This window comes from Rhodopirellula maiorica SM1 (assembly GCF_000346295.1).
GTDB classification, from domain to species: Bacteria; Planctomycetota; Planctomycetia; order Pirellulales; family Pirellulaceae; genus Novipirellula; species Novipirellula maiorica.
Genome location: NZ_ANOG01000592.1, coordinates 1 through 4,677 on the forward strand (window position 1 = coordinate 1; position 4,677 = coordinate 4,677).

General features: G+C 55.6%; 4 protein-coding genes and 1 pseudogene. 3 read left to right on the forward strand and 2 right to left on the reverse strand.

Going from position 1 to position 4,677, the window contains the following annotated elements:
• Positions 1-1,141 (forward strand): annotated as a pseudogene (locus RMSM_RS18820) (acetate--CoA ligase); the annotation flags it as partial.
• 5 nt (positions 1,142-1,146) lie between these two features.
• On the opposite strand, the gene RMSM_RS18825 reads toward RMSM_RS18820, so the two are convergent.
• A complete protein-coding gene (locus tag RMSM_RS18825; protein ID WP_008699727.1) occupies positions 1,147-1,632 on the reverse strand; it encodes a hypothetical protein in 486 nt (161 codons plus the stop codon).
• A 102-nt stretch (positions 1,633-1,734) separates the two neighbouring features.
• On the reverse strand, positions 1,735-2,514 hold the full coding sequence (locus RMSM_RS18830; protein ID WP_008699728.1) for a sensor histidine kinase: 780 nt from the start codon (positions 2,512-2,514) through the stop codon (positions 1,735-1,737).
• Positions 2,515-2,833: 319 nt separating this feature from the next.
• Here RMSM_RS18830 and RMSM_RS18835 point away from each other — a divergent pair, with 319 nt between their 5' ends.
• Positions 2,834-3,082 carry a hypothetical protein gene (locus tag RMSM_RS18835; RefSeq protein ID WP_144057773.1) on the forward strand — a complete coding sequence of 83 codons (249 nt, stop codon included), beginning with the start codon at positions 2,834-2,836 and terminating at the stop codon, positions 3,080-3,082.
• A gap of 419 nt (positions 3,083-3,501) precedes the next feature.
• Positions 3,502-4,509 carry a type II secretion system F family protein gene (locus RMSM_RS18840; protein ID WP_008699730.1) on the forward strand — a complete coding sequence of 336 codons (1,008 nt, stop codon included), beginning with the start codon at positions 3,502-3,504 and terminating at the stop codon, positions 4,507-4,509.
• The last annotated feature ends 168 nt before the right edge of the window (positions 4,510-4,677 follow it).

Consider the following 4,677-nt stretch of genomic DNA (forward strand, 5'->3'; position numbering starts at 1 on the left):
CTCCGGCAGCACCGGAAAACCGAAGGGAATTCGGCACACGACGGCGGGTTAGTAATTTGTGGGCCAAGCGAACGTTCCAGTGGGGTTTGATCATCGCGAGGACGATGTCTATTGGTGCACCGCCGATTGTGGCTGGATCACCGGTCACACCTATATCGTCTATGGTCCTTTGTCCGCAGGGGCCACCTGTTTGATGTATGAAGGCGCACCCAACTTTCCCGCTGAAGATCGCTTTTGGGATCTGGTGGAAAAGTACAAGGTCACGATCTTATACACCGCTCCAACCGCAATCCGTGCGTTCATCAAGTGGGGCGACGAGCATGTCGATAAGCATGATCTATCGAGTTTGCGATTGTTGGGAAGCGTCGGCGAAGGAATCAATCCCGAAGCATGGATGTGGTACCACAAAAAGATCGGCGGCGAGCGTTGTCCCATCGTCGATACGTGGTGGCAAACTGAAACGGGCGGCATCATGATGAGTCCGCTGCCAGGGATCACGGCCACCAAACCAGGATCTTGTACAACTCCGCTGCCTGGCGTTGTTCCTGCGATTGTCGACGAGACCGGCAACGAGGTCGACGATCATCACGGTGGTATGCTGTGTGTCGCCAAGCCGTGGCCAGGGATGCTGCGAGGCATCTGGGGTGACGAAGACCGTTATGCCGAACAATATTGGTCGATGGTTCCCGGAAAATATCTGACCGGCGATAACGCTCGCCGTGACAAAGACGGCTACTACTGGATCATGGGACGCATCGATGATGTGATTAATGTTTCCGGACACCGGCTCAGCACGATCGAAGTCGAAAGTGCGTTGGTCAGCCACGATGCGGTCTGTGAAGCAGCAGTCGTGGGGCGTCCGGATGACATCAAGGGACAAGCAATCGCGGCGTTTGTCACGATCCGTGATCGCGAACCAGACGAAGCGTTGCGGACGGAATTGAAGCAACACGTTCGCAAACAGATTGGTGCGCTGGCCCAGCCCGATGATCTGCGGTTCACGGCGTCGCTTCCGAAAACACGAAGTGGCAAGATCATGCGCCGCTTGCTGCGTGATATCGCATCGGGCAACGAGATCGGCGGCGATACGTCGACACTCGAGGACTATTCGGTCCTCGCAAAAATCCGCGACGAAGACTGATTTCGCTACGCGATGTAACGTGGCAGAGCCGATTCAGGGTAACCGTCATAGAAACGACGGATCCAGTGTCGGCCGGACCAATCTTGTAGATGCCGCTGCCATCCGTTTCGCTCCAACAAGCGATCGCTGATGGCGCCGTTGGTCACATGGGCGACGATCGCTGCGGCGTTGCGAATGCGGGCAATTTCTTCGAGCACGCGGATGGCGCCAATAAAGGTTTTGTAGCCTGCTCGTTGGCCCGAGCGAATGTAGTCGAGTGTCAAAAAGCCGGGCATGCCAAAGGGCTGATGATAATCGAGCCAGCAGATATCATCGTTCATTCGCCCGTATTTGGATTGCCACCACACTTGGGCCACCGACACGCTGCCCGCGACCAGCCGCCGCTGGACTTTGACAAACCGCCCACCTTGCATCACGATCCGGCCACATCGCCATGTACGCAACTGAGGTTGCCCGTCGCGAATGTCGGTGATGTAACTCGGTCCAAACATGATCCTGTTCTCGTTTGTCGTTCCGATTGTGGTGTGGGGCGTCGCGAAAGCTTAGTAAAAGTGACCGAAACTCTTGGCGAGTTTCGCAACTTGATCCCACGTTTAGGCGGCGGCTTGTTGGCCGTTGGCGATGGGCAGCCGAATCACAAACGCTGTTCCGCGACCCACCGTGCTTTCCACTCGGATGCGACCTTTGTGGGTGTCGATGATTTCTTTGCAGGCGGCGAGTCCCAATCCGGTGCCACCTTTTCCTGATTCGTCCGGCCCCGATTTCGTCGTGAAGAACGAATCAAAAATGTGAGGCAATTCGGTTTTGGGGATTCCGCAGCCGCTGTCACGGATTGTCAGCTCCACCCAATCGTCCTGAGTCGATCGGGCAAGTTTGATCAGGATCGTACCTCCTTCGGGCATCGCTTGCCGGGCGTTGATCAACAGGTTCAGTAGAACGCGTTGAATCTGATTGCCGCTGGCAAATGCCTTGGGGGTCGAAGCATCAATTTCAGTTTCGATGCTAATGCGGTACTTTCGCATCTCGCGTTCGAGTAGCACCAACGAGTCGTTAATGATTCCGACCAAGTCCGTCGGCTCCATCGATTCGCTGCGGTTGCGAGCTTGCGCCAAAATCGTGTTGGTGATCTTGGCGGCTCGTTCGGATGCCTCGAGGATTTTGGTCAGTGCCTTATCGCGGCTGGCGTCGTCGCGATTGCGAATGCCCAATTTCGAGTAATTGATCACCGTCATCAACACGTTGTTGAATTCATGAGTCGCGGTGCTCATCAATTCCCCGAGTGATGCGAGGCTTTGCAGTTTCCGCATCTCGGCACGAAGGTACTGGATTTCCGCTTGAGCGTCGTTGCGAGATGGCAGAGGAGATGATGACATAGCGATACGGTTTCATGCGAGCGAGTGCGGCAGGTTCATCGTCACAGCCGCGGCGGTGAATCAGACGATACCGAGGCGACAGCGACTGTAAATGATCTATCGTCGAAGCCCTTCGATCCGCTACACCTCGTATGATCGTACCTGCATAGTTTGCCATGCTCGCCGAGTCGACCTGTTCGCCGTGACAATTCGGTGCCGATTCGGCTGCGAAAGGATTCCGACTAGGCAAACTATCTTCATTAGCCCGAAATTTATTGCCCCGCCACTGTTGTACTGTGTCATGGATCGACCAATGCGAAATCAGGCAAGTGATTCAAAAATGGCTGACGAAAACGTGGTCCAGCGGCTGCGTCGTCGCACTCAACAAGCTCGCGACTTGGGGTTCCACGTCCGCACTGAATTGCTCGATGGCCAAGAACCGTCGTGGTGCATGATCGGCAAGCGGAAAACCATCTTCATCGATCTGGCCCAAACCGCGGCCGAACAGCTTCGCCAACTCGAAGAATCGATGTCCGAGTACCAGCAGCGGTTGCGGAAATCACGTCAATCAATGAATCCAGCCGCCTGATCGCCAGCGGTTGTAAAGCAGGAATCATTGGGTGAAATCCCGTTAGACGTTTGGGGCGCTAGCAGTCTGTTGATTTAATCGAAATGAAAATCGCATCGGTGAGCCGAGTGCCGTAAGGCACCGGGTAATGCGTAGAACCCGGCCGCTGACGCGCGAGCGGCTCATTAGATCAACAGCCCACTAGCCCCGGTTGAATGTCGGAACCGTGGCTAGCGCCAAAGCGGCTAATATACGGAATGACTGCTGCTGAGGTGCGGGGATCACCTCGCAAAAAAAAGAGTCTTTTTTCGCTGTCAGCCGCCGAAATCGGGTCGTTGGCTACTTTTCAGGCTCATGACACGGCACAATAGGCAGTCATGATTTGATTGTGTTGACTCGCTGCGATTCTGTGAGGCCGTTGCCCTGTGTTTTCCCGCCGAATGAAGCTGTCCGCTGCCTCTGGCTTTTGCTATCGATTTGGAACCGGCATCAAGGCGGGGGCCGATTTGCTAGCAATGCTGCAAAGCGAGGCGGGGTATGGACCGCCACGGCAACGTGCGGCGATGGTGTCGATCCGCGAGGCGGCCAAGCAGGGCGAGCTGCTGAGTGAATCGATGAAACGAGAGGAACCGTTTTTTCCGCCGCTGTTGATCTCGATGGTCCGGGTCGGCGAAGCCACCGGGCGACTTGAGCGTGCCCTGCTGTCGCTGGCCGAGCACTACAAACACCGTCTCGCGCTGCGTCAGAAATTCATGAGCTCGCTCGCGTGGCCTGGGATTCAGTTGATTTTGGCCGTCTTAGTGGTGTCGCTGTTCATCTGGTTAATGGGCCAATTCAACATGGCCGACATGCTTGGGTTTGGACTGGTGGGCACCCCCGGCGTTTTGAAGCTTTGGAGCTACTTGTTTGTTTTCGCGGTATTGGTCGGGTTGGCAATTTGGGCGTTCATGCGAAACGTTGGTGGGGTCCAAAATTTGATCCCGCTGCTGTACATGATTCCCGTGTTTGGACCCGCACTGCAGACGATCACATTGTCGCGATTTTGTTGGACGTTGTCGCTCAGTTTGGATGCGGGACTCGACCCCATTCGATCGATTTATCTCGCACTCGAAAGCACCGACAGCGATTACTACAAGAGTGTCGGCAAGGATGCAGAAGACGCGATTCTTGCCGGCGAATCACTCTCGGGAGCCTTAAAGGTAACGCGGCTGTTTCCCGACGAATTTATCACGCGAGTCGAGATTTCCGAACTCTCAGGAACCGACGCCGAATCCATCGACATGCTTGCTCAAGAGTATGACGAGAAAGCCAAGCGAGCGGTCGGCACGTTGGCAGGACTTGCTACCGGAATCGTGTGGCTTGGCACGATGGGCGTCTTGGTCTTTTTGATCTTGCGTATCGCGTTGAGCATCGGCGGAGCTTACAGCGACGCGTTGCAGCCGATTTAACGTAGGCCGGATCAAAATCGCGATAGCGATGCAGATCCGGCGGGATGCGAGAGTGACGGCGAATTCGTTGCCGCCGCGATGCCGGATCTTCGCTCCGCTGCGATCCGGCCTACAGAAACTTGAGTAGGCCGGATCAAAATCGCGATAGCGATGCAGATCCGGCGGGAC

Excerpts from the sequence above, each read along its gene's own strand:
- RMSM_RS18825 (WP_008699727.1), bottom strand. The coding sequence starts at position 1,632 with ATGTTTGGACCGAGTTACATCACCGACATTCGCGACGGGCAACCTCAG.
- RMSM_RS18830 (WP_008699728.1), bottom strand. The coding sequence starts at position 2,514 with ATGTCATCATCTCCTCTGCCATCTCGCAACGACGCTCAAGCGGAAATC.
- RMSM_RS18835 (WP_144057773.1), top strand. The coding sequence starts at position 2,834 with ATGGCTGACGAAAACGTGGTCCAGCGGCTGCGTCGTCGCACTCAACAA.
- RMSM_RS18840 (WP_008699730.1), top strand. The coding sequence starts at position 3,502 with ATGAAGCTGTCCGCTGCCTCTGGCTTTTGCTATCGATTTGGAACCGGC.